This is a genomic window from Actinocorallia sp. B10E7, assembly GCF_039871655.1.
GTDB lineage: Bacteria > Actinomycetota > Actinomycetes > Streptosporangiales > Streptosporangiaceae > Actinocorallia.
This window is the reverse complement of sequence record NZ_JBDPLZ010000002.1, coordinates 506877-530251: the sequence shown is the minus strand read 5'-3', so window position 1 is coordinate 530251 and position 23375 is coordinate 506877. Positions and strand designations below refer to the sequence as shown.

Annotated in this window: 19 protein-coding genes; 7 read left to right on the top strand and 12 right to left on the bottom strand. The window is 72.2% G+C overall.

Going from position 1 to position 23375, the window contains the following annotated elements; genetic code table 11:
• Positions 1-68 precede the first annotated feature (68 nt).
• From urtA to ABGB12_RS07530, 3 genes are all read right to left on the bottom strand, one after another.
• On the bottom strand, positions 69-1253 hold the full coding sequence (gene urtA, locus ABGB12_RS07540; RefSeq protein WP_347675540.1) for an urea ABC transporter substrate-binding protein: 1185 nt from the start codon (positions 1251-1253) through the stop codon (positions 69-71).
• A 211-nt stretch (positions 1254-1464) separates the two neighbouring features.
• On the bottom strand, positions 1465-2211 hold the full coding sequence (locus tag ABGB12_RS07535) for a N(G),N(G)-dimethylarginine dimethylaminohydrolase (RefSeq protein ID WP_347675539.1): 747 nt from the start codon (positions 2209-2211) through the stop codon (positions 1465-1467).
• Complete coding sequence (locus tag ABGB12_RS07530; RefSeq protein WP_347675538.1) at positions 2208-2819, bottom strand: zinc-ribbon domain-containing protein; 612 nt, start codon at positions 2817-2819, stop codon at positions 2208-2210. The genes ABGB12_RS07535 and ABGB12_RS07530 overlap by 4 nt, the downstream gene beginning before the upstream one ends.
• 116 nt (positions 2820-2935) lie before the next feature.
• Here ABGB12_RS07530 and ABGB12_RS07525 point away from each other — a divergent pair, with 116 nt between their 5' ends.
• Positions 2936-3475, top strand: a complete 540-nt coding sequence (locus ABGB12_RS07525; protein ID WP_347675537.1) for a hypothetical protein — start codon at positions 2936-2938, stop codon at positions 3473-3475.
• Positions 3476-3497: 22 nt separating this feature from the next.
• Positions 3498-4991 carry a glycosyltransferase family 39 protein gene (locus ABGB12_RS07520; protein ID WP_347675536.1) on the top strand — a complete coding sequence of 498 codons (1494 nt, stop codon included), beginning with the start codon at positions 3498-3500 and terminating at the stop codon, positions 4989-4991.
• Positions 4992-5025: 34 nt separating this feature from the next.
• On the opposite strand, the gene era is transcribed toward ABGB12_RS07520, so the two are convergent.
• Entirely contained in the window at positions 5026-5973 is a 948-nt protein-coding gene (era, locus tag ABGB12_RS07515; RefSeq protein ID WP_347675535.1) for a GTPase Era, read from the bottom strand.
• A gap of 121 nt (positions 5974-6094) precedes the next feature.
• Between era and ABGB12_RS07510 the strand changes: the two genes are divergently transcribed.
• Positions 6095-6766 (top strand): hemerythrin domain-containing protein, encoded by a 672-nt coding sequence (locus tag ABGB12_RS07510; protein ID WP_347675534.1) that lies wholly within the window; start codon positions 6095-6097, stop codon positions 6764-6766.
• Between the two features lie 302 nt (positions 6767-7068).
• Positions 7069-8295, top strand: a complete 1227-nt coding sequence (locus tag ABGB12_RS07505) for a PAS domain-containing sensor histidine kinase (RefSeq protein ID WP_347675533.1) — start codon at positions 7069-7071, stop codon at positions 8293-8295.
• A 108-nt stretch (positions 8296-8403) separates the two neighbouring features.
• Here the strand turns inward: ABGB12_RS07505 and ABGB12_RS07500 are convergent, their stop codons facing one another.
• The gene (locus ABGB12_RS07500; RefSeq protein WP_347675532.1) at positions 8404-11676 is read right to left on the bottom strand and encodes a BTAD domain-containing putative transcriptional regulator; all 3273 of its coding nucleotides are present in this window, start codon (positions 11674-11676) and stop codon (positions 8404-8406) included.
• Positions 11677-11816: 140 nt separating this feature from the next.
• Between ABGB12_RS07500 and ABGB12_RS07495 the strand changes: the two genes are divergently transcribed.
• Positions 11817-12464, top strand: a complete 648-nt coding sequence (locus tag ABGB12_RS07495) for a hemerythrin domain-containing protein (protein WP_347675531.1) — start codon at positions 11817-11819, stop codon at positions 12462-12464.
• Here ABGB12_RS07495 and ABGB12_RS07490 read toward each other — a convergent pair.
• The 7 genes from ABGB12_RS07490 to ABGB12_RS07460 form a co-directional block, all read right to left on the bottom strand.
• A complete protein-coding gene (locus tag ABGB12_RS07490) occupies positions 12452-15718 on the bottom strand; it encodes a BTAD domain-containing putative transcriptional regulator (RefSeq protein ID WP_347675530.1) in 3267 nt (1088 codons plus the stop codon). The genes ABGB12_RS07495 and ABGB12_RS07490 overlap by 13 nt on opposite strands.
• Before the next feature lie 119 nt (positions 15719-15837).
• Positions 15838-17928: an MMPL family transporter gene (locus ABGB12_RS07485; protein WP_347675529.1), complete on the bottom strand. Its 2091-nt coding sequence runs from the start codon at positions 17926-17928 to the stop codon at positions 15838-15840.
• 136 nt (positions 17929-18064) lie between these two features.
• Positions 18065-18379, bottom strand: coding sequence for a cytidine deaminase (locus ABGB12_RS07480; RefSeq protein WP_347675528.1), 315 nt, complete (start codon positions 18377-18379; stop codon positions 18065-18067).
• A gap of 141 nt (positions 18380-18520) precedes the next feature.
• Positions 18521-19789, bottom strand: a complete 1269-nt coding sequence (locus ABGB12_RS07475; protein ID WP_347676098.1) for a hemolysin family protein — start codon at positions 19787-19789, stop codon at positions 18521-18523.
• Positions 19786-20253, bottom strand: coding sequence for an rRNA maturation RNase YbeY (ybeY, locus tag ABGB12_RS07470; RefSeq protein ID WP_347675527.1), 468 nt, complete (start codon positions 20251-20253; stop codon positions 19786-19788). Before ybeY ends, ABGB12_RS07475 begins: the two co-directional genes overlap by 4 nt.
• On the bottom strand, positions 20250-21272 hold the full coding sequence (locus ABGB12_RS07465; RefSeq protein WP_347675526.1) for a PhoH family protein: 1023 nt from the start codon (positions 21270-21272) through the stop codon (positions 20250-20252). The genes ybeY and ABGB12_RS07465 overlap by 4 nt, the downstream gene beginning before the upstream one ends.
• A 98-nt stretch (positions 21273-21370) precedes the next feature.
• On the bottom strand, positions 21371-21709 hold the full coding sequence (locus ABGB12_RS07460) for a histidine triad nucleotide-binding protein (RefSeq protein WP_347675525.1): 339 nt from the start codon (positions 21707-21709) through the stop codon (positions 21371-21373).
• A 356-nt stretch (positions 21710-22065) separates the two neighbouring features.
• On the opposite strand from ABGB12_RS07460, the gene ABGB12_RS07455 reads away from it, so the two are divergent.
• Both ABGB12_RS07455 and ABGB12_RS07450 read left to right on the top strand, forming a co-directional pair.
• A complete protein-coding gene (locus ABGB12_RS07455) occupies positions 22066-22566 on the top strand; it encodes a SigE family RNA polymerase sigma factor (protein ID WP_347676096.1) in 501 nt (166 codons plus the stop codon).
• Positions 22563-23360 (top strand): hypothetical protein, encoded by a 798-nt coding sequence (locus ABGB12_RS07450; RefSeq protein ID WP_347675524.1) that lies wholly within the window; start codon positions 22563-22565, stop codon positions 23358-23360. Before ABGB12_RS07455 ends, ABGB12_RS07450 begins: the two co-directional genes overlap by 4 nt.
• Positions 23361-23375 lie beyond the last annotated feature (15 nt).

Here is a 23375-nt window from a genome sequence, read left to right as displayed (position 1 = left end):
CGCGCAGGGGGCCACCCCGCCTCGACGGGCGGGGTGGCCGCTTGCCGCGAGTCCGCGAGCCCTGGGCCTTAGGAGAGGCCCTCGGCCCAGGGGTAGGTCTTGAGGTAGGGGTCCGGCTTGATCGGCTTGCCGGAGTTCCACACCTCCTTGATCAGGCCGTCGGACTGGATCACTCCGATCCGGGCGGTCTTGTACACGTGCTGGTTCTCGCCGTCGATGGTCACCAGGCCCTCGGGCAGCTTCAGCTCGATTCCGGCGGAGGCCTTCTTGACGGCCTCGACCTCGGTGGTGCCGGCCTTCTTCACCGACTCGGCCCACAGGTGGACGGCGTTGTAGCCGGCCTCCATCGGGTCGGAGGTGACCTTCTCCTGGCCGTACTCGGCCTTGAACGCCTCGACGAAGGTCTTGTTCTCCGGGGTGTCGGTGGTCTGGTAGTAGTTCCAGGCCACCGGGTGGCCGACGATGTTGTCGACGCCGATGCCGCCGACTTCCTCCTCGGCGATGCTCACCGACAGCACGGGCAACTTCTCGGCGGTGCCGCCGGCCGCCTTGAACTGCTTGAAGAAGGCGACATTGCTGTCACCGTTGAGGGTGTTGAAAACGGCGTCCGGCTTCGACGCCATGACCTTGTTGACGAGCGTTCCGTATTCGGTGTGGCCCAGCGGGGTGTATTCCTCGCCGAGGATTTCCATGCCGTTGGCCTCGGCGTAGGCCTTGATGATTTTGTTCGCGGTGCGCGGGAAGACGTAGTCGCTGCCGACCAGGAAGACCTTCTTCTTGCCCTGGGACTTCAGGTAGTCCAGACCGGGGATGATCTGCTGGTTGGTCGTCGCGCCGGTGTAGTAGATGTAGGGCGAGGACTCCAGGCCCTCGTACTGCACCGGGTACCACAGCAGGGCCTTCTCGGCCTCGAAGACCGGGAGCATGGCCTTGCGGCTGGCCGAGGTCCAGCCGCCGAAGACCGTCGCGACCTTGTCCTTCTTGATGAGCTTGCGCGCCTTCTCGGCGAAGGTGGGCCAGTCCGACGCGCCGTCCTCGACGACCGCCTCGATCTTCTTGCCCAGGATGCCGCCCTTGGCGTTGATCTCCTCGATCGCCATGAGTTCGGAGTTCTTGACGGTGACCTCGCTGATGGCCATGGTGCCGCTCAGCGAGTGGAGGATGCCCACCTTGATGGTGTCGCCGTTCTCAGCGCTCGCGGTTTCCTCGCTCTCACCGCATGCGGTGAGGACGAGGGCCGCGGCGGTGGCCATGACGGCCATTTTCCGCCAGTGGGAAATACGCAACTTGCTTCTCCTCGGGAAGGACCCCGCTTGTCGGTCGCCCAACAATTTGCGGGAGCCGTATTTCCGGAGAGACCCTCGGATGTTAATTGCGCATTACCGAAGTACCACCATGTAAACACATGATGAATCCGGGCATGACGATGTTTCCCGCCACGGGAAGCCCAGGGAGGGGAGATTCTCAGACGAGAAGGGAAAGGCAGGTCACGGAGCCTTCGAGGGCCTCGAACTCGCTGATGTCGACGGTCGTGACCCGCCAGCCGTCCGCGCGCAGCAGCGCCGCGGTGCGGGGGGCGCTCTGAGCCAGCAGGAGGTGGTCCTCGCCCAGCGGCACCACCGAGGCCCCGGACGGCTCCGGCGCCACCCGCAGGCCGGGCAGGCCCGAGGTGTCGATGAGGTCGGGGACTCCGATCAGGGAGCCGTCCGGCAGCGCGGTCATCGCCGACTTCAGGTGCAGGGCTCCCATCACCTTGATCCCGACCACCCTGCGGGCGGGGAGCAGCGACGGCAGCCGGCACAGGGCGTCGTCGTCCGTGCGGCCCGACCGTCCCACGTAGAGGGCGTCGGCGGTCTGCAGGACGTCGCCGCCGTCCAGGGCGCACTCGCCGTCCAGGGTGAGGACGTCCAGGCCCAGCTCGCGCAGCGCCCGTTCGGTGCCCGCCACCTCGGCGGCGCGTTCGGGGGCGCCGGGACGGGCCAGGACGGCCCTGTCCCCGCACACCACCGCGGTGTCCTCGACGAAGACCGCGTCGGGGCAGTCGTCGGCGGGCTCCACCCAGTGGAGCTCGAAGCCCGCGTCGGCCAGGGCCCCGGTGTAGGCCTCGTGCTGGGCGCGGGCCAGCGCGAGGTCGAGGAGACGGCGTTCCCGGTGGGTGACCAGCCCCTCGGCCAGCCTCGGCCCGGGCGCCCGGACCAGGGCGGTCCTCATGTGGTGGCGCCCTCGGCGACCAGGATCACGCCCAGGGCGTGGGCGGTGCTCATGCCCAGGGACTCGGCCACCCGGTGCAGTTCCCGGCGCTCGTCCTCGGTCAGAGAGCCGTCGGCCAGGGCCACCCGGACCACCTGGGTGAGGAACCATTCCTTGGCCTCGACGGCCAGGTGGGCCCCGGCCCTGGCGATCTCCTCGCGGTGGAAATCGGCGGGCAGGTGCAGGTCCTCGGCCAGCTCCTCGCTGGTGTAGGCCTCCTCGCCGTAGCCGCGCACGGCGTCCACGGAGCGGATCCGGGCGAGGGTCCCGGTCGGGTCGCCGGCCCGCAGCACCAGGCAGCAGGCGGCGCGCATGGCGGCGGGCAGCGCCGCGGACATGGCGGCGGCGGTGGGCTGGCGCAGGACCGAGACGTTGAACCGGGTGCGGCAGGAGCGGCACTCGACCGCCTGGCCGAGGCCGCGCAGCGGGACGACCGGCAGGAAGAAGAGGGTGATCCAGCGACGGCCGCGGCGGCGGCGGTAGCGGCGGTCACCGCCGCAGGACGGGCAGTGGAACATGCCCTCGCCGACAGTACGGAAGCAGACCGTCAGACCGAAGACGAGCAACACCGTGCTCCCCCTTCCGAAGGGTTGAAAAGTCAACATACCGAGCTCCCGGAACCTGCGGGGACGGTATGGAGAGAAGACGCTAGCGGGGGCAAACGTGACCTTCTACCCTTCAACCCATGACTCCGCCTTATACACCGGGTTTCGGCGAGCAAGGGTATCCGCGCACCGCCCCTGCTTCCGCCACCCCGGCCCGCCGCGCCCTGGCCGTCGCCAGCCTGCTGGCCTCGGCCTCGGTCGCCGCGGCGCCCTTCCTGCCCTGGGTCTGGGTCTCCCAGGAGGCGTTCCTGCTGATCCCCGCCCAGTCCCAGAGCTGGACCGCCATGGACGAACTGGCCGAGACCAGCAACGCGCCCGGCTACCTGGCCCTGGCCGCCGGGGTGCTCGGCCTGGTCCTGGCGCTGGCCGCCCTGATCACCGGCCGCAAGCCCCTGGGGCTCGCCGCGCTGGCCCCCGGAGTCCTGGGCACCGCGGCCTGCCTGCTCTTCGTGAGCGAGATCCAGTCCTACCAGGACCAGATGGAGAACGATCTCCTCGCCCGGCTCGCCCAGGCCGTCCTGGACATCCGGGGCGGACTCGACACCGGCTGGTACCTGGCCCTGGGCGGATCGGTGGTGCTGCTGCTGTGCGGCGCTGGACATCTGTTGCGAAAGGTCTAGCGCTAACCTTTCACCGATCCGGATGCCAAAGAACCCATCTCCCCCGCCCCGCCTCGGCCCGGCGCGCCTCTCCCACCTCTCCCGCCTCGGACCGCCCTGCGTCAGCGCCCTGGTGGCCTTCGTCATCGCCTGCTGGGGCCTGACCACCCCCTCCTTCTGGCGGGACGAGGCGGTCACCGCCGACCTGACCGGCAGGACCGTGCCCCAGCTGCTGCGCGTCCTCGGCGAGATCGACGCCGTCCACGGCTTCTACTACCTGCTCATGTGGCCGGTCACCACGGTGTTCGGCGCCTCCGAGCTCACCCTGCGGCTGCCCTCCGCCCTGGCCGCCGCCGCGGCGGCCGGGCTCACCGCCCTGCTCGGACGGCGGCTCGCCTCCGACCGGCTCGCGCTGACCGCCGGGCTGCTGGTGGCGCTCAGCCCGTTCCTCAGCCGCTACGCCCAGGAGGCCAGGCAGTACACCCTGGTCGCCGCGCTCGCCGTGCTCTCCACCTGGCTGCTGGTCCGCGCCGAGGACCGGCGCGGCTGGGCCTGGTACGCCCTGTCGGTGGTGCTGCTGGGCTACACCCACATGTTCGCGCTGCTCCTCCTGCCCGCCCACGTGATCGCCCGCCGGGACGCGCTGCGCTCCTGGGCCGTGGCGGCCGGAGCAGCACTGGTCCCGCTGCTGGGACTGGTCGCCTTCGCGACGAGCCAGCGCTACCAGGTGAGCTGGATCGAGCCCCTCACCGGCAAGGCGCTGCTCAAACTGGCGCAGGCGCTGGGCTGGGGGCCGATCGCGCTGATCCCCGCCGTGCTGCTCATCGCCCTCGGCCTGTGGCGGTACCGGCCCGCCTCGCCCCTGCTGCGGGTCGCGCTGCCCTGGCTGGTGCTGCCCCCGGCGCTGCTGCTGGGAGTCTCGCTGGTCAGCCCCTACTACGTGCAGCGGTACCTGCTCTTCTGCGTCCCGGCCGCCGCGCTGCTCGTCGCCGCCGGGCTGGAGACCCTCTCCTGGAAACTCGCCGCGCCGCTGGTCGTGGCCGCCGCCGTGGCAACCGTCCCGACCCATCTGGACCAGCGCCGCCAGACCGCGCGGGTGGACGACCTGCGCGCCCTCTCCGAGATCATCACCGAGCACCGGCGGCCCGGCGACGCCGTCCTGTTCACCGACGTGCGCATGCGGCCCGCCCTGACCGTCTACTCCTCCGCCTACCGGGACCTGGACGACGTCATGCGCCGGACCTCGCCGGTCGCCGCCGGAGACCTGAAGGGCACGGAGATCTCCCGCACCCGGTACGCCGAGGCGCTGGCCGACCGGGACCGGGTCTGGCTGATCCACAACTGGATCCCGTTCCTGCCCGGCTCCGACCGGACGGCCGGGGCCAAGAGACGGGCCCTGAACGAGACGGGCCTGCAGAAGGCCGGACGCTGGCTCTACAAGGGCGGCGAGGTCCTGCTCTACCGGCGTGTCCCCGCGGCGGAGGAACCGGTGGACGTCCGGCCCAAGCGCGCGGACCCGGCCGGCCTCGCCGGCTGAGCGCCGTCAGATCCCGTCAGCCCTGTCAGACCTGTTAATCGTAGAAGCCCAGCCGCCGCAGCTGCTTGGGGTTGCGCTGCCAGTCCTTGGCGACGCTGACCTGCAGGTTGAGATAGACGCGGGTGCCCAGCATCGCCTCGATCTGCCGGCGGGCACTGGTGCCGACCTCACGCAGCCGCGCGCCCTTGCGGCCGATGAGGATGGCCTTCTGGCTGGGCCGCTCCACGAAGACGTGGGCGTAGATGTCGGTGAGATCGTCCTTGCCGGGCCGCGGGCCCATCTCGTCGACGACCACCGCGATGGAGTGGGGCACTTCCTGCTCCACCCCTTCCAGGGCCGCCTCGCGGATGAACTCGGCGACGAGGATCTGCTCCGGCTCGTCGGTGAGGTCGCCCTCGGGGTACAGCGGCGGGCCCTCGGGCAGATGCCCGATCAGAAGCCCGGCGACCACGTCGAGCTGGTAGGACTCCTCCTCCCCGCCGCCCCGGCCGGTCTGCGCGCCGAGGCCGCCGAGCGCCGAGACCGGCACGATGTCCGCCCACTCCCCCAGCGCGTCGACGGCCATGAGCTGCTCGGCCAGCTGCTGCGGCCCGACCTTGTCGGCCTTGGTGACGATGGCGACGACCGGGGTCTTCTTGATCTGGGCCAGTTCCCGCGCGATGTAGCGGTCGCCGTCGCCGACCTTCTCGTCGGCGGGCACGCAGAACCCGATCACGTCGACCTCGGTGAGGGTGCCGCGGACCAGGCTGTCCAGCCGCTCTCCCAGCAGGGTGCGCGGCCGGTGCAGACCCGGCGTGTCGACGATCACCAGCTGGGCGTCCGGACGGTGCACGATGCCGCGGATGGCGCGCCGCGTCGTCTGGGGCCGGTTGCTGGTGATCGCCACCTTGGTGCCCACGAGCGCGTTCATCAGGGTGGACTTGCCGACATTGGGCCGTCCGACGAAACAGGCGAATCCGGATCTGAAGTCTGGCGTGGTCACCTTCTGATTCTCCCGTACCCGCGGTGATGACCCGACCGCGGGAGACGGTCACTGGCGGCGGGCAAGCGGCCGGCAAGTCGGCGCCGCATGTCCGCCAAGCGAGCCGGGCCACGGTGGAGCCATGAACACGACGAAGAACACCGTGACCGTACGCCCCCGCAATGAGGGCGACCCCGAACCCGACCTGACCCTCTTCCTCGTCATCCACCGGGCCATGCGCGGCGAGGTCCGCAGGCTGGCCGCCCTCACCGCCGAGCAGGGCGGCGCCCCCTTCCCGCCCGCGCGGGAGGCGGCCCTCCAGCGCATGCTCGCCTTCCTGAGCACCACGATCCGCGTCCACCACACCGAGGAGGACACCATCCTCTGGCCGGTGGTCACCGCCTCCGCGGGCGCTGCGGTCGACCTCCTGCCCCTGACCGAGGACCACGGCGAGATCGACCCCTACCTCGAGCGCATCCGCACCACCACGGGACGGACGCGCGCCGAGGCCCTGGCCTCCCTGCGGGACCTGCTGGACGAGCACATCACCGAGGAGGAGGGCGACGTCTTCCCGGTCATCCTCCGGTACGTCTCGGCCGAGGACTTCGCCGAGTGCCAGAAGCGCTTCCAGAAGGAGGCCGCTTTGTCTCAGTTGAGATATGTCGTTCCGCTCATCGCCCACTACGCCGACCCCGCGGAGCTCGCGCACCTCCTGAAGAAGGCGGGCCCGGCCATGCGCGTCCTGCTGCGCCTCTCCAGGTCCGGCTACGAGAAGCTGCAACGGGAGGTCTACGGGGTGACGCGGCCCGCATAAGCCCGAAACCCACAATGACGTGATCTTGGGGCGTTGAAGGGTGCTTTGAACCGGGTGTTCCGGCGGAGCCCCAAGGTCACGATTGATCGACTTCACGGCGGGGCGTGTGTACGGGCGCTGACGGGCACCGATGAGCATCAGCTCGCGATGGAGTCACGGATCCGCGGGCAGGTGAACGAGTGGAGCAGTCCGCCGACCCCGCCCCGCCGGAGGCCTTCGCCGGCGGCTACCAGGCAGCCCAGGCGTAGTGTTATCCCAGGTCAGTGGCGGTTTTTTGAGGGTGTGACGGTAAGGGGGCACTGATGGCCGAGGTTGATTTCCGGGCTCTGTTCGATGCCGCTCCGGCAGCGCTGGCGCTGCTGTCGCCCGATCTGGTCTTCGTCTCCGTGAACCGAGCCTATGAGCGGCTGCTCGGCCGGACGCGCGAGGAGATCATCGGCCGCAACACCTTCGAGGTGTTCCCGGGCGGCTCCTTCGGCGAGGGGGTGGAGACGCTGCGGTCGTCGTTGGAGCGGGCGCTGGCCGGGAGCGAGGACGAGGCCGACACCCTGATGCTGCAGCGCTACGACATCGAGGTGCCCGGCAGTCCGGGAGCCTCCGAGAAGCGGTACTGGAGCGTGGTCAGCTCTCCGCTGCTGGACCGCGAGGGCGCGGTCTGCGGCGTCATCGTGCGGATGCAGGAGGTGACCTCGTTCATCGACCGGATGCAGAAGGGCGGCCGATCGGCGTTCTCCGACGCCGGTCTGACGCACGCGGCGGCGGTCGAGGCCCAGTTGTTCTCCCAGACCGGGGAGCTGCAGGAGATCAACCGGCGGCTGCGCAGCTCCGAGGCCCAGGAGCGGCGGGTCTCCGAAGGGCTGCGGGAGATGGTGCGGCGCCAGCGCCAGGCGGTCGCCGACACCTCCCACGATCTGCGCAACCCGCTCACCGGCCTGCTGCTCCGGCTGGAGGAGGCGCTGTCCGACCCCGACGCCAACCCCCGGGAGATCCTGCAGGCCGCCCTGAAAGACGCCGAACGGCTCGGCGACATCATCGGTGACATCCTGGAACTGGCCCGCCTGGAGGCAGGGGCACTCGCACCGACCGAGCCGGTCGACCTGGCCCACGTGGTGCGCGGCGAACTGGCCCGCCGCGACCTCGAAACCGCCATCACCACCAACCTGGACCCCGGAATCGTGGTGGAGGGCTCCCCGATCCGGCTGGCCCGCCTGGTGGGCAACCTGCTGGCCAACGCCGAACGCCACGCCCGCTCCCGCATAGAGGTCACCGTCGTCGCCGACGACGGCCAGGCCGTGCTGGAGGTGCTCGACGACGGGCCCGGCATCCCCGACGCCGACAAGGAAGAGATCTTCGCCCGCTTCTTCCGCCGCCCCGACGCGCGCACCAGCGACCCGGGCGGCAGCGGCCTGGGCCTGCCGATCTCCCGTCAGATCGCCGAGGCCCACGGCGGCACCCTGCACGCCGCCCACCGCGTCGACGGCGCCTCCGGAGCCCGCCTGATCCTGCGCCTGCCACTGCGCCGGCCCTGACCCCGCCGCATCCGACGTCACCGGGCGCAGGAACACGGAGTGACCCGGGCACGTTTATCCGGTACGCCGACCCCCATTGCGGGTTCTGGGCTTATGCGGGCCGGACCCCTACGGGAGCTGGGCCAGCGCCCTTTCCTCCCAGTAGGGCGAGCCGGCCTTCCGGGCGACCTCCGCGGCCCGCGCGTAGTGCTCCGAGGCGTGCTTTCCCAGGAAGCGGGCCAGCTCGCCCAGCGCGTAGGAGACCGGGCAGAGCGCGACCGCCGCGGTGATCGCTCCCGCGTAGTAGTCGGCGTACGGGAGGAGGCGCTCGTAGATCTCCTCCGCCGCTTCGCGGTCCTCCAGCCGGACGGCGGCGAAGGCGCGGACCGTGAGCAGCAGGTCGTGGAAGTAGTCGTACCGGACGGGCCTTCTCCGGGCGAAGATCTCCCGCGCCCGTTCCGGTTCGCCCCGTGCGACCAGGGTGAGGGCATAGATGTCAGACATGGTGCCGCTATCACCCCACATCTCCCACATCGCGGCGGTCTCCTCGGCCAGCTCCGCGAGCCGGTCCTCGGCGAACATGAGGGTGAACCGGCCGAGCCAGACCATCGCCAGTTCGCCGCCCCACAGGCCGGTGGTGAGGAACAGTTCGCCGGTCCGCCGGTAGGCCTCGGCCGCCTCGGCGAACCTGCCCTCGGCGGCCAGGAGCAGACCCGTGGGCCAGCCCGCGATGTTGGCCAGCAGGGGACGCTCGTACTGGAGGGCCAGCCGCTGCCCCTCCCCGGTATGGAAGGCCGCGCCCTCCGGGTCGAGCAGGCCCAGGCGGATCTGCTGCAGGAACATGTGGCCGAGCACCTGGTAGAGGCCCAGGCAGTGGCGCTCTGCCAGTTCCAGCAGTTCCAGGGCGATGGCCTCGCGCTCGCGCAGCGACCCGGCCGTCCGGTAGCTGTTCATGTAGAGGCCGTTGAGGGCGTGCGCGAGGAGCTCGGGCCCGCCCAGCCTCCGGGCGATCGCCACCGCCTCCTCGGCGGCGCGGGCGCCCCGCTCCTCGAAATCGGCCTCCAGCTCCATCGCCAGGGTCGTCAGCAGCCTGGCGCGCGGCTCGCCCTCGGGCAGGACCGCCAGCGCCTCCTCCGCCACCGCGATGACCGGCTCGTCCCGGACCCCGTACCTGTGGTTGGTCCAGGACGTCGGCACGTCGTAGGCGCTGAGGACGCGGGCGGTCAGCTCCGGGTCCCCCAGGTCGCGCAGCGCGTCGAGCACCTCGGCGCGCCGCTCCCTGGCCTGGATCAGGTCGCCCGCCAGCGCCAGCGCCCGAACCAGCCTGGCCACCAGTCCCAGCCGCTCGGCGGGACCTCCGGCACCGGAGCGGTCGTGGGCGTCCAGGGCCTGGGTCCACAGCTCTGAGGCCGTCCGGTGCGCGAACCTGGCCTCGGCGGCCTCCGCCGCCCGGCGCGCGTGGTGGGCGGCGCGGTCCGGCCGGGTGCCGGAGGCCAGATGGTGGTGGGCGAGGGCCGCCGGGTCCGCGGAGGGGCGCTCCTCCAGCGCCCGGGCCACCCGGGCGTGGATCCTGGCCCTGCGCAGCCGCGACAGGTCGCCGTAAAGCGTGTCGCGGACCAGGACGTGGGCGAACCGCGTGCGGGTGGGGCTCTCCGTCATCAGGCCCGTGACGAGGGCCGCCTCCAGTGCGTCCAGGACGGTGTCCTCGTCGACCCCGCAGATCTCGGTGAGCAGGTCCGGGTCGACGTCGCGTCCCACGACGGCGGCCGTCCGCAGGACGGTCTGCGCGGCGGCGGGCAGGCGCGCGACGCGCCGCCTGAGCACGTCGCCGACCCCGGACGGCACCCCGTGGACGGCCGCCTCGGGCCCTTCGGAGGCCAGGAGGCGGGCGGTCTCCCGCACGAAGAAGGGGTTGCCGGCCGTCCGCTCGGCGATGGCGACCAGCGTCCGGGCGTCCACGGCGCCCCTCTCCAGGCCGCACACCTGGCGGACGAGTTCGGCGACGGCGTCGGCGTCGATCCCCGACAACTCCACCCGTACCGGCTCGTGCCGGGCGAGGGAGGCCAGCGCGTCCACCAGCCCGCCGGTCGGCTGCGTGTTGCGGTAGGTCACCAGGAACAGCACGCCGGGCACCCGTTCGGGCAGACCCGCCAGCAGGCCGAGGGTCTCCTCGTCGGCGCGGTGCAGGTCCTCCAGGACGACCGCCAGCGGAGTCCGGCGCGCCACCTCGGCCAGGTACTCGCCGACCGCCCGGTGCAACCGGAACCTGGCGACGGTCAGGTCCCCGGCCGGGGCCAGGGCGTCGTCGTCGAGCATCGGCGCGAGCACCTCTGGGGCGGGGTGGCTTTCGGCCAGTTCCCGCAGCAGCTCCGCCCAGGCCCACGCGGCGGGCGCGCCGTCGACCTCGGGGGTGCGGCCCCAGGCCTGCTCCCAGCCCTCGGCGGCCAGCTTCCGGCAGACCCGGTCCGCCAGCGCGGACTTGCCCGCGCCCGCCTCCCCGGACAGCAGCACCAGCCGCCTGCCCGCCCTGGCCGCGTCGAGGATCTCGGCCAGCTCGCGATCCCGTCCGACCAGCGGTTCGGGTTCGGGCTCGGCTCGCGGCCCGTCCGGGGCGCGGTGCGGGGCGGCGGCAGCCGACGCGGTCCGCCGTGCCGGGTCCAGCGAGGGGGACTGGCGCAGGATGTCGCCCTCCAGCGCCTGCAGGGCCGGACCGGGGTCGACGCCCAGCTCCTCGGCCAGCAGTTCACGGATCTCCCGCAGGACGGCCAGCGCGTCGGCCTGCCTGCCGCTGCGGTACAGGCCCAGGGCCAGGAGCCGCCGGGGCTCCTCCCGCAGCGGGTGGGCCGCGGTGTGCGCCTCCAACTCCAGGACGGCCTGGGCGGTGGCCCCGCTCGCCAGCATCGCCTCGGCCCTGCGTTCGACGGCGATGAGCCGCAGCCCGTCCAGCCGCGTCCGCTCCGCCTCGGCCCAGGGAAGGTCGGCGAACTCCACGTAGGCCGATCCCCGCCACAGCTCCAGCGCCGCGTCGGCCCTGGCCCAGGCGGCCGAGGGGTCGGCGCTCTCGCGGACCAGCCGCTCGAACCGCCACGCGTCCACCGCGTCCTCGGGCAGGCGCAACGCGTATCCGGGCGGCTGGGTCACCAGCACGGACGCCGGGGTGCGGGGAGGCCTGTCCGGTTCCAGGGCGCGCCGCAGGTGCGAGACGAACGCCTGCACCCCGGCCAGCGCCCGCGCGGGCGCCTCCCCCGGCCACAGGTCGTCGATCAGCAGGTCCACCGGGACCATCCGGCCGCCCGCGGCGACCAGGCGGGCCAGCACCGCCCGCTGTCTCCTGCCTCCGAGGTCGGCGTCGCCCGTGCCGACCCGGGCCTCGAAAGCCCCGAGGACCCTTATCTCGACCATGTCGCGGGCATCATAAACCGCCGCTCCCCGTGCCCCGATCACAAGTTCACTTCGCTTGGCGCGGCCAAGCCGACCGCTGGTCCCGGGGGCGGCAACCGAGCGGCAAGTCAGTCTCAAGCAGGCCGGGAGAGGGTACGGGCATGGAATCTCTCATCGTTCGCCCCCGGTCGGAGGGCGACCCCGAACCGGATCTGATCGGCATGGCCCTCGCCCACCGCGCCCTGCGCGGCGAGGTCCGCAAACTGGCCGAGTTCACCGCCCGGCAGGGCGGCTCCTTCCTCCCTCCCGGGCAGGAGGCCGCGCTCCGGCGGTTCCTGGCCTTCCTCATGAAGGAGGTCCACTCCCACCACGTCAAGGAGGACGAGGTCCTGTGGCCGGTCATCGCCGCCTCCGCGGGCGCGGCGGTCGACCTGGCCCCGCTGACCGAGGAGCACCGGGAGATCGACCCCTGCGTCGACCGGATCCTCGCCTCCTCCGGACGGGAGCGCGCCCGGGCGCTCGCCGAGCTGGCCGACCTCCTCGACGAGCACATCGTCGAGGAGGAGCGCGCCTTGTTCCCGGTCATGCTCCGGTACGTCTCGGCCGAGGACTTCGCCGCGTGCGAGAAGAAGTTCCAGGCCGACACCTCTCTCGGCCACATGAAACTCGTCCTGCCGCTCATGGTCTCCTACGCCACCGACGAGGAGTGGGCGCACATCAAGAAGACGGCGGGCCTGCCCGTCCGGATCATGCTGCGGATGTTCCGGCCCGGCTACCAGAAGCTGCAGCGGGCGGTCTACGGCAGCTGAGCGCGGGCCCGCTCCTCCCAGTGGGGTGAGCCGACCGTCCTGGCGACCTCGGCTGCCCTGGCGTAGTGCGGGGAGGCGTCCAGGCCGAGGAACCTCGCCAGGTCCCCCAGGACGTGGGAGACCGGGCACAGCGCGACCGAAGCGGTGTTCAGGCCCGCGTAGAAGCCGGCGTACGGGAGCAGCCGGCGGTAGGTCTCCTCGGCCAGTCCCCTGTCCTCCAGCCCGATGCTCACATCGGCGCGGAGGCAGAGGTGGAATTCGTGGACGTAGTCGTGCGGGATGGGCTGGGCGAAGGAGAAGATCTCCTTCGCCCGCTCCGCGTTCCCCTTGGCCAGGTGAACGAGGGCGTGCATGTCGACCACCAGTCCCGAGGCCTGCAGCTCGGGCCCGAACGGGAGCCCGTCCTCGGCCTCGGCCAGACGCCCCTGGGCCAGCAGGAGGACGCAGCGGGCGATCCAGAGCATGGCCTGCTCGCCGCCCCACATGCTGGTGGTGGAGGACAGCTCCGCACTACGCCGGTAGGCCTCGGCCGCCTCCTCGAACCGGCCCGCGACCACCAGGTACAGCCCCGCGCTCCAAGCCGTGATGTTCCCCAGCAGGGGCAGCTCGTACGCGTGCGCCAGCCGCGCCGCCTCCTCCTGGTGGGCCCGGGCGCGTGCCAGGTCGAGCAGCCCGCCGCTGGTCTGGCTCAGGTACATGTGGCCGATCACCTGGTGGACGCCCAGGGAGTGGCGTTCGGCCAGGTCCAGCAGCTCCCGGCCGATGGCGTCCCTCTCGTACAGCGACTCGGGGACGTCATAGGAGTTCATGTACAGGCCGTTGAGCGCGTGCGCGAGCAGTCCGGGCTCGCCCAGCCCCCGGGCGATCTCCACCGCCTCCCTGGCCGCCTGGCGGCCCCGGCCCCGGTCCTCCTCCTCGGTGTCCAGCTCCAGCGCCAGGGTGGTCAGCAGCCCGCAGCGCGCCACGCCCTCCGGCAGGGCTGCGAGCGCCTCCTCCACGACCGTGATCAGCGGCTCGTCCCTGACCCCGTACCGGTGGTTGATCCATGATGTGGGCACGTTGTAGGAGGTGACGACCCGGGCGGTCAGCTCCGGATCGCCGAGCCGGCGCAGTTCGCCGAGCACCCCGGAGAGCCGGTCCCGCGCCCCCATCAGCTCGCCCGCCATGATCATGACCCGGATGAGCCGCGCCACCAGCTCCAGCCGGGCCCGCGGGTCGTCCGCGCCCGAGCGGTCGTGGGCGTCCAGGGCCTGGATCCACAGCTGCGCGGCGGTGCGGTGGGCGAAGCGGGCCTCGGCCGCCTCGGCCGCCCGGGACGCGTGGCGGGTGACCCGGTCCAGCCGCCTGCCCGCGGCGAAGTGGTGGTGTGCCAGGGCCGCCGGATCGGCCTGCGGCTGCGCCTCCAGCGCGTCGGCCACCCGGGCGTGGAGCCGGGTCCTGCGCAGCCTGGACAGGTCGCCGTAGAGGGTGTCGCGGATCAGAACGTGGGCGAACCGCGTGCCGCTGCCGCTCTCGGTGATCAGACCGGTGACCAGCGCGGCCTCCAGCGAGTCCAGGACGGCGTCCTCGTCGAGCTCGCAGACCTCGACGAGGAGTTCGGGGTCGAAGTTGCGGCCGATGACCGCGGCCGTCCGCATCACGGTCTGCGCGGCGGCGGGCAGCCGGGAGATCCGCCGTCTCAGGACGTCCCCGACCCCGGAGGGCACCTCGTGCAGGGCCGCCTCGGCCCCCTCGGCGTCCAGCAGCCGGGCGGTCTCCCGGACGAAGAAGGGGTTGCCCGCGGTGCGTTCCGCGATCGCGGCCAGTGTCCGCCGGTCCACTTCGGCCCCGCACATGCGGCCGACGAGTTCGGCGACGGCCTTCGCGTCGATCCCGGACAGCTCTATCCGGACCGGCTCGTACCGCGCGAGGGAGGCCAGGACGTCGGTCAGCGCCTCGGACGGCGGGCTGGGGCGGTAGGTGCCGACGAACAGCACTCCGGGAACCCTTTCGGGCAGGCCCGCCAGCAGGCTCAGAGTCTCCTCGTCGGCGCGGTGCAGGTCCTCCAGGACGAGCACCAGCGGGGCCCGGCACGCCACCTCGGCCAGGTAGTCGCCGACGGCGCGGTGCAGCTTGAACCTGGCCGCGGCCAAGTCGCCTGCGGGGGCCAGGGCGTCGTCGTCGAGCATCGGGGCGAGCGCGGGCGGCGCGGAGTGGCGGGTGTTCAGCCAGCGCAGCAGCTCGGCCCAGGCCCACGCGGCGGGCGCGCCGTCGACCTCGGGAGTGCGGCCCCAGGCCTGCTCCCAGCCCTCGGCCGCCAGTTGCCGGCAGGCCTGGTCGGCCAGCGCGGTCTTGCCCGCTCCCGCCTCGCCCGACAGCAGCACCAGCCGGCGGCGCTCCCGTGCCGCGCCGAGCAGTTCGGCCAGCTCCCGGTCCCGTCCGACGAGGAGATCGGCGGGTGGATCCTCCTCGGCGGCCGTCTTCGCCACGGGGACGGGCGCGGTCTCCTCCGCGATCCGGGTGAGCCGGACCGGTGGCCCGGCCAGGTCGAGCTCCGGCGCCTGCCGCAGGATGTCGTTCTCCAGCGCCTGCAGGGCGGGGCCGGGGTCGACCCCCAGTTCCTCCGCGAGCAGCTCCCGGATCCTGCGCAGCGCCGCAAGCGCGTCGGCCTGCCTGCCCGTCCGGTACAGCGCCAGGGCGAGCAGCCGCCAGGGCTCCTCCCTCAGCGGATGCTCGGCGGTGTGCGCTTCCAGGTCCGGGACGGCCTGCGCCGCCGCGCCGCTGCGCAGCATCGCCTCGGCCCTGCGCTCGATCGCGGTGAGCCTCAGTTCTGCCAGTCGCGTGTTCTCCGCCTCGGCCCAGGGGAGGTCCGTGAACTCCGCGTACGCCGGTCCCCGCCACAGTTCCAGCGCGGCGTGGGCACGCGCCCAGGCCGTCTGAGGGTCGGCGGTCTGCGCCACGAGCGTCTCGAAGCGCCAGACGTCGACCGCCTCCTCCTCCAGTCGGAGCGCGTATCCCGGCGGCCGTGTCACCAGTACGGCGGCCGCGGTCCGCGGCGCCCGTCCCGGCTCCAGGGCACGCCGCAGATGGGAGACGAAGGCCTGGACGCCCGCCAGCGCCCGGGCGGGGGCCTCTCCGGGCCACAGGTCGTCGATCAGCCGCTCCACCGGGACCATCCGGCCCCGCGCCGCGACCAGGCGTGCCAGCACCGCGCGTTGGCGCGTTCCCCCGAGGTCGGCGACGCCCCCGCCGACCCGGGCTTCAAAGGTGCCCAAAGCCCGTATTTCTACCATTTCCTGGGCATCTTAAGTCCCCACCCTCCCCCGCACCGCCCCCTTGACCGGAACGTCCCGGAACCTGAGGGTTCCGGGACGTTCCGCGGTCCAGACGCGGCTCAGCCGACCAGGGTGGACTCCCGCCGCCCGGTGGGATCCTCGCCATGCGTGTCCGCCTTCGGCAGGACCCCGGCCAGCGGCCGGGGCAGCCACCAGTTCCAGCGGCCCAGCAGCGCCATCGTGGCCGGAACCAGAACCAGCCGCACCAGGGTGGCGTCCAACGCGACCGCGACGGCCAGGCCCATCCCCATCTGCTTGATCACCACCGAGGGATCGAAGACGAACCCGGCGAAGACCGCGACCATGATGAGCGCGGCGCTGGTGATGATCCGGCCGGTGGAGGCCAGGCCCGAGACCACCGAGCCGCGTGGGTCACCGGTGCGCTCGTAGTCCTCCCGCACCCGCGACAGCAGGAACACCTCGTAGTCCATCGACACGCCGAACAGAACCGCGAACATCACCGGCAGGATGTAGCTGGAGACCGGCACACTGTGCGGCAGGCCCAGCAGCGACGTCCCCCAGCCCCACTGGAAGAACGCGGTGAGCACCCCATAGGAGGCGGCGATGGACAGCAGGTTCATCGCGGCGGCCTTCAACGGCACCGCCACCGACCGGAAGACCAGCAGGAGCAGCAGGACAGAGGCGCCGACGACGGCCAGGATCACCGGCCAGATCCGGTCCAGCAGGATCTCGTTCAGGTCGTGGTAGACCGCGGTGAGCCCGGTGACCTCGCCGCCCAGCGGCCGGACCTGCTCGCGGACGGAGCCGAGGACCCCTGAGACGCGCTCGTCCTGCGGACCGTACTCGGGGACGACCGTGAGGACCGCGACGCCCCCGTCCGGCGAGAGGCTCGGCTCGCTCACCGAGACCACGCCCTCCAGACCCGCCAGCTTCACCCTGACGTCCGCAGGGTCCGTCTTCTCTCCCAGATCCAAGGCGACCAGCAGCGGCCCGTTCGCACCCGGCCCGTACGCCTCGGCGATCAGGTCGTAGGCCCTGCGGATCGTCCGGTCCTCCGGCTCGGAGCCGGCGTCGCTCGGCCAGGTCCGCATGCCCAGGGCGGGCGCGGCCAGCGCCAGCAGCAGGGTCAGCGCCGCCAGCAGCCACGGCAGCGGACGGCGGCCCACCCTGGCCGCCCAAGCGCCGACCCAGCGCGAGGAGTTCACGACGGGGGCGCCGCGGCGCTCCCCGCGGCGCAGCACCCGGTGCCCGGCCAGCCCCAGCAGCGCAGGCAGCAGGGTGACCGCCGACATCATGGTCGCGAAGACCACGATGGCCGCCGCGAAGCCCATCGCGACGAACACCTGCAGCCCGGCGAACGCCAGCCCGCACAGCGCCACCAGAACCGTGGCGCCCGCGAACAGCACCGACCTGCCCGCGGTGGCGTTGGCCCCGGCCGCGGCTCCCGGCACGTCCAAGCCGTCGGCGAGGTTCTCCCGGAACCTGGTGAGGACGAACAGGGCGTAGTCGATCCCGACCCCGAGCCCGATCATGATCGCCATCATCGGCGTGATGGTGCTGACGTCCTCGACGGCCGCCAGCAGCGTGATGCCCGCCATCCCGACGCCCAGACCGGTGAGCGCGACCGCCAACGGCAGCCCCGCCGCGACGATCGAGCCGAACGCCAGGAACAGGACGACCAGCGCCACGACGATCCCGACGAGTTCCGACACCCCGCCGGGAGACGCGGCGTTCTCCGGAACCTGACCGCCGAACTCCACCCGGGCGCCCGGGACCTCGGCGGCCCCCTCCAGTTCCTCCAAGGCCTTCACCGGATCCAGATCGGTGACCGGCTCGTCGTAGCGGACGGTCAGCAGCGCGGTCCGGCCGTCGGCGCTGGGCAGCGGCCCGTCCACGCCGGTGACGTGCGGCAGCTCCTTGATCCGCTCGATCGCCCGGTCCACCGCGCCCCGGTCCAGCCGGCCGTCGGCGTGGACGACGACCCGGGCGTCGGTCTCGGCGACCGCCGGGAACCGCTCGCGCAGCAGATCCGTCGCGGCCTGCGAACCCGTCCCCTCCAGGTTGTAGTCGTCGTGCAGGGCCCCGCCCAATGTCGAGGCCAGCCCCACGAACAGCACCAAGGCCAGCAGCCAGGCCCCGATCATCCGCCAGGGCCGCCGCGCCGCGGCTCCCCCGAGGCGGTGAAGCATCCGAGACATCCCCCGTCCCTTCTCCAGCTCTTCTTTGTCGAAGAGCACTGTGGAAGAGACGTCTTGCCCGCGGCTTGGCCGTCACTTGCGGGTGCGGACGCAAGCGGACGCCAAGCCGCCGCGCGTCAAAGGCGGGTCAGAGGGTGGTGTGCACCGTTCCGTCCGGCCCGGCCACCAGGACCGGCGCCTTGGGGCCCAGATCCCGGACGGCGCTGATGTCCGGCAGGTCTCCGCCGGTGACGACCACCGCGGCCTCCAGGTCCTCGGCGCCGCTGGCCACCGCCATCGCCACGGCGACCTGCAGGGCCGTCAGGCTCAGGCTGGGCAGCGCCACCGTGGTGGCGGTGTAGGTGCGGCCGGTCTCGTCGCGCACCGCGGCGCCCTCGGGGGCGCTGTTGCGGGCGCGGGAGGATCGGGCCAGCTTGATGAGCTTCTCGTCCTCGGCGTTCACGGGCTCAGCCTACAGTCTGCGTACTGACCGTTCGCTTTCTCCACAGCCCCTCCTCGGGGCCCCGCTCACGCGCCCGGCGGGCGGTGGCGGGGGTTCGCGCCGTTGACGGCCCGCAGGCGGCCCTGTTCCGGGCGGGGCACGTCACTCCTCGGCGGCGGGGGGCTCCTGCGGCAGGCGCTCGACCAGCACGGTGCCGATGCGGTTGCGGCGCCCGGCCAGGCTCTCGGCGACCAGCCGCAGCCCCGCCACCTCGGCGGTGGAGCCGGCGATCGGCACCCGGCCCAGGGCGTGTGCCAGCAGCCCGCCGACGGTCTCCACGTCCTCGACGTCGATCTCCACGTCGCACAGCTCGGTCAGCTCCTCGACGCTCATGCGGGCGGTGACCCGCAGCCGGCCGTCGGGAAGCTTCTCCACCCGGGGGATCTCGTTGTCGTACTCGTCGGTGATCTCCCCGACGATCTCCTCGAGGATGTCCTCGATGGTGACCAGGCCCGCCGTCCCGCCGTACTCGTCGATCACGATCGCCACGTGGATCTGCCGCGCCTGCATCTCGCGCAGCAGGTCGTCGATCGGCTTGGAGTCCGGCACGTACGTCGCCGGGCGCATCAGCGCGGCGACCCGGACCGCCTCGTCGGACGGGGTCTCGTGCAGCCGCCGGACGACGTCCTTGAGATAGGCGATGCCCACCACGTCGTCCTCGTTCTCGCCGATCACCGGGATCCGGGAGAAACCCGAGCGCAGCGACAGCGACAGGAACTGGCGCAGCGTCTTGTCCCCCTCGATGAACACGATGTCGGTGCGCGGCACCATGACCTCGCGGACCAGGGTGTCGCCCAGCTCGAACACCGAGTGGATCATCTCGCGCTCGTCCGGCTCGATCAGCCGCCGCTGCTCGGCCAGGTCGACCAGGTCCCGCAGCTCGGCCTCGGTGGCGAACGGGCCCTCGCGGAAGCCCTTGCCGGGAGTCAGCGCGTTGCCCAGCAGGATCAGCAGCCGCGGCAGCGGGCCCAGCACCCGCACCAGCGGATGCATGATCGTCGCCCCGGCCAGCGCCACCTTGTCGGCGTGCTGGATGGCCAGGGTGCGCGGGCCGACCCCGACCACGATGTAGCTGACCAGGATCATGATCACCGCGGCGGTGACATAGGCGCGCCAGGTCTCGTCCAGCCAGCCGATGCACAGGTCCGCCACGATCACCGTCGCGGCCAGCTCACACGAGGTGCGCAGCAGCAGCAGGAGGTTGACGTAGCGCGCCGGGTCGGCCACCACCGCCGACAGGCGGGGGGAGTCCAGCTCGGCGACCCGGACCCGGGAGACCCGGGTCAGCGCGGTCTCCACCCCGGCGAACAGGCCCGCGAAGACCACCAGGACGACCGACGTCCCGATCATCCACAACTGCACGCCGTTCAGCGGGACTCCCGCCAGCTCTCCAGCAGCCTCCCCTGCAGACCGAACATCTCGGCGTGCTCCTCCGGCTCGGCGTGGTCATAGCCCAGCAGGTGCAGGATGCCGTGGGTGCACAGCAGCTCCAGCTCCTCCTGGGTGCCGTGGCCGGCCTGCCGGGCCTGCCGCTCGGCCACCGCGGGGCACAACACCACGTCGCCCAGCAGGCCCGGATCGGCCTCCCCGTCCTCCGAGCCGCCCGACAGATGACCGGGGCGCAGCTCGTCCATCGGGAAGGCCAGGACGTCCGTCGGCTTGTCCTCGCCCATCCACTTGAGGTTGAGCTCGCGCATCGCCGGCTCGTCCACCAGCAGCAGCGACAACTCCGCCAGCGGATGGACCTGCATGCCGTCCAGGACGTGCCGGGCCAGCCTGACCAGGGTCTCCTCGTCGGCGGGGGCGCCCGACTCGTTGAGTACCTCGATGCTCATCTTCGTCCTCGTTCACGCCGCGCCGGGCGCTGATCCGCCGGCTGGACCGCGTCGTAGCGCTCGTAGGCGTCGACGATGTCGGTGACCAGCCGGTGCCTGACCACGTCGTTGCTGCTCAGCCGGCAGAAGTAGATGTCGTCGACGTTCTCGAGGATCTCCTGGACCACCGACAGGCCGCTGCGCGAGCCGGACGGGAGGTCCACCTGGGTCACGTCGCCGGTCACCACGATCTTGGAGCCGAAGCCCAGCCGGGTGAGGAACATCTTCATCTGCTCCGGCGAGGTGTTCTGCGCCTCGTCCAGGATGATGAAGGAGTCGTTGAGGGTGCGGCCCCGCATGTAGGCCAGCGGCGCCACCTCGATCGTGCCCGCCTGCATCAGCTGCGGGATCGACCCCGGATCCACCATGTCGTGCAGCGCGTCGTACAGCGGGCGCAGGTACGGGTCGATCTTCTCGTAGAGCGTGCCGGGCAGGAAGCCCAGCCGCTCGCCCGCCTCGACGGCCGGACGGGTGAGGATGATCCGGTTGACCTTCTTCTCCTGCAGCGCCTTCACGGCCTTGGCCATCGCCAGATAGGTCTTGCCGGTGCCGGCGGGGCCGATGCCGAAGACCACCGTGTGCTGGTCGATCGCGTCGACGTACCGCTTCTGGTTGACGGTCTTCGGGCGGATCGTCCGGCCCCGGGAGGAGAGGATGTCGTGGCTGAGCACCTCGGCGGGCCGGGCCGACTCGCGCAGCATCGAGACGCTGCGCTCCACCGACTCGGGGGTCAGCGTCGCGCCCTTGCGCAGCAGGGTCACCAGTTCACCGAAGAGCTTGGCCACCAGCTCCGGTTCCGAGCCGCCGGTGACGGTGATCTCGTTGCCGCGGACGTGGATGTCGCTGTTGAAGGCTCGCTCGATCACGGCCAGGAGCTCGTCACGGGAGCCCAGCAGGGCCACCATCGACTGCTCGTCGGGCACCACGATCTTGATCTGGGAGCGCGCGCCGTTCTGGGCGGGATTCTTTGATTCGGTCATCTGCCGGCCTGGAACGGCCACTGAGCCCCTCTGATCTGCGGATTCTTTTCCCTGACACCCATGGTACCGAGCGCGGGTCGTGATCGCCGACCCCTTTTTCAGCCGGGAGGCCAGTTGAGACCGCGTCCGCCCAGCACATGGGCGTGCGCGTGGAAGACCGTCTGGCCGGCGCCCGAACCGGTGTTGAAGACCACCCGGTACCCCGACCCGGCCACACCCTCCTCCTCGGCCACCCGTCCCGTCTCGGCCGCGACCTCGGCCAGCAGTTCCGGATCGGCGGCCAGCGCCGCGAAGTCGGGGTGGTGGTCCTTGGGGATCACCAGGACGTGCACCGGGGCCTGCGGGTTGATGTCGCGGAAGGCCAGCGTGCGCTCGCCCTCCCGCACCACCTCCGCGGGAACCTCACCGGAAATTATCTTGCAGAACAGACAGTCCACGTCGCCTCCGTCAGAGCCTTCCCCGGCATGCTATCGAGATCTTGAGCGGGTCCGATGCCCCACTCATCCGGCGCGGCGGCGCCCGGTCTGGTTATGGTGGCCTGGCGGCGCGAACCCCCGGCCCCCGGCGCGGGGATCCGCCCGCGCTCTTTCACGACGGGGCTCTTTCGCGACGGGGGTTCTTTCGCGACGGGGTTCTTCGACGGCAGGCCGCCCTCCCCCGGCGGTCGTGGCACACCCGCAGGGAGGTGGAGGGGTGACCGGGGCCGGACGATCAGATGCGATCGGGTAAACCGGACGAAGAAGGCGCACGTCCCAACGACGTGACCGAGACCCTCCTGGTGGCGCCGACCTCGATGGCGGCGTGGGACGCCGACCGCGCGGTGACCGAGCTGTACGGCAGCCAGTACCGTCCCCTGGTCCGGCTGGCCGCGCTGCTCGTCCGCGACCAGTCGACCGCCGAGGAGGTCGTGCAGGACGCCTTTGTCGCCATGCACGGGGCGTGGCGGCGGCTGCGCGACCCCGACAAGGCGCTGGCCTACCTGCGCCAGTCGGTGGTCAACCGGGCCCGTTCGGTGCTGCGGCACCGCGCCGTGGTGGAGAAGTACGCCCCCAAGGGCCTGCCCGACGTGCAGAGCGCCGAGACCGGCGCCATCATCGAGCTGGAGCGGGCCGCTGTGATCAAGGCGTTGCACACCCTTCCCACCCGGCAGCGGGAGGCGCTGGTCCTGCGATACTACGCCGACCTGTCCGAAGCGCAGATCGCCGCCGCCATGGGCATCAGCCGCGGCGCGGTGAAGAGCCACACGGCGCGCGGGATGGCCGCGCTCCGCAACGTCCTGGAGAAGCAGTCTTGACCCCCGGCGACTTCCACGCCGACCGCCTCCGCCGGGCCCTGCACGCGGAGGCCGAGCAGATCACGCCCGACGCCGACGGGCTGCAGCGGATCAGGGCGCGCACGGAGGCGTCCCGCCCGGCCCTGTGGTCCTGGCTGACGGGCGGCTGGAAGGGGCCCCTGCTGGCGGGCGCCGCCGTCGTCACCGTGGTCGCCGTCGCCGTGTCGGCCTCCCCTTCGGCCATCGACCGCATCACTTCGGCGGGCAATCCCCGCGAGACCGTCCAGGAGCACCTCCCCAAGTCGGCCGCGCCCGTCCCCGGGAGCGCCCCGCCCGAGAGCTCCCCGGCGGGGCCCGCGAACGGCCCCTCCGAGGATCCCTCCCCCGACTGCGTCCCCGGCGCCCATCCCGCTCCCGCGGGCCAGGACCCCACGGGTCAGAGTCCCCCGCCCCCGACCCCGGGCCAGGACGCCCCCGACGGCAGGACCGACGCCTCGGACGCCTCGCCCACCCCGTCGGCGAGCCCGCCGTCCCCCGGACCGTCCGAGGAGCCTTCGAAGGATCCCTCGAACGGCTTCTCCGCCGGGACCTCGGCCTCCCCCTGCCCGGAGACGTCCCCGCCGTCCCCCGCGCCGGAGAGCCCGCCCGCCATGACCGCGCGTCCCTCGCCTCCGGGCCAGAGCACCCGCCCGTCACCGCCGGCCCGCACGTCCGAGCCGCCTGCGCCCGTGGGCCCGAGCCCCTCCGCGGCCCGCCCCACGAGCGGTCCGCCGACCCTTCCCGCCCCCGGCACGACCGCCCGCACTCCGGACTGACGCCGGGCCGCGGCT